Genomic DNA, 393 nt, shown 5'->3' on the forward strand with positions numbered 1-393 from the left:
ATATCTGGCAAAGATTTACAAGGAAAAAGTTGGTTTAAAGCCCTTGATAGAGAGCGGGTGGAATTTATCAGAAGCAGAGGCGGAATTTGGACCAGATTTTACTCGTCAATAGAATATATGAAGCAGCGTCAAATATTGACGCAGGGCGTAAGGGTTTTGCCACCAAAGGAAAAGCGGAAGAAGGGCGTATTTCTTATGAAACAGGTATCGCTGATGCTATGTCATTATTTCAACAAGCCTCGAACCAAGGGTTCGCAGCCGCCGCCGACCCACAAGCCCTAATTTTAGCAGAATACACCTTCTTATCGCAGGAGCTAGAATTTTTGGAAAAGTCAGACAAAGACAGCATAAGCAGTTTGTCAAAAGCCATCCGATTTTTTGACGATGCATTCC

General features: G+C 43.3%; 1 protein-coding gene. It reads left to right on the plus strand.

What is annotated here, in order from left to right; translation table 11 throughout:
- Positions 1–86: 86 nt before the first annotated feature.
- Positions 87–393, plus strand: a 307-nt coding sequence (locus ACYVRH_RS14955; RefSeq protein WP_461257645.1) for a hypothetical protein, incomplete at its 3' end; no start/stop codon positions are given.

This window comes from Treponema sp. R80B11-R83G3, from assembly GCF_054786115.1.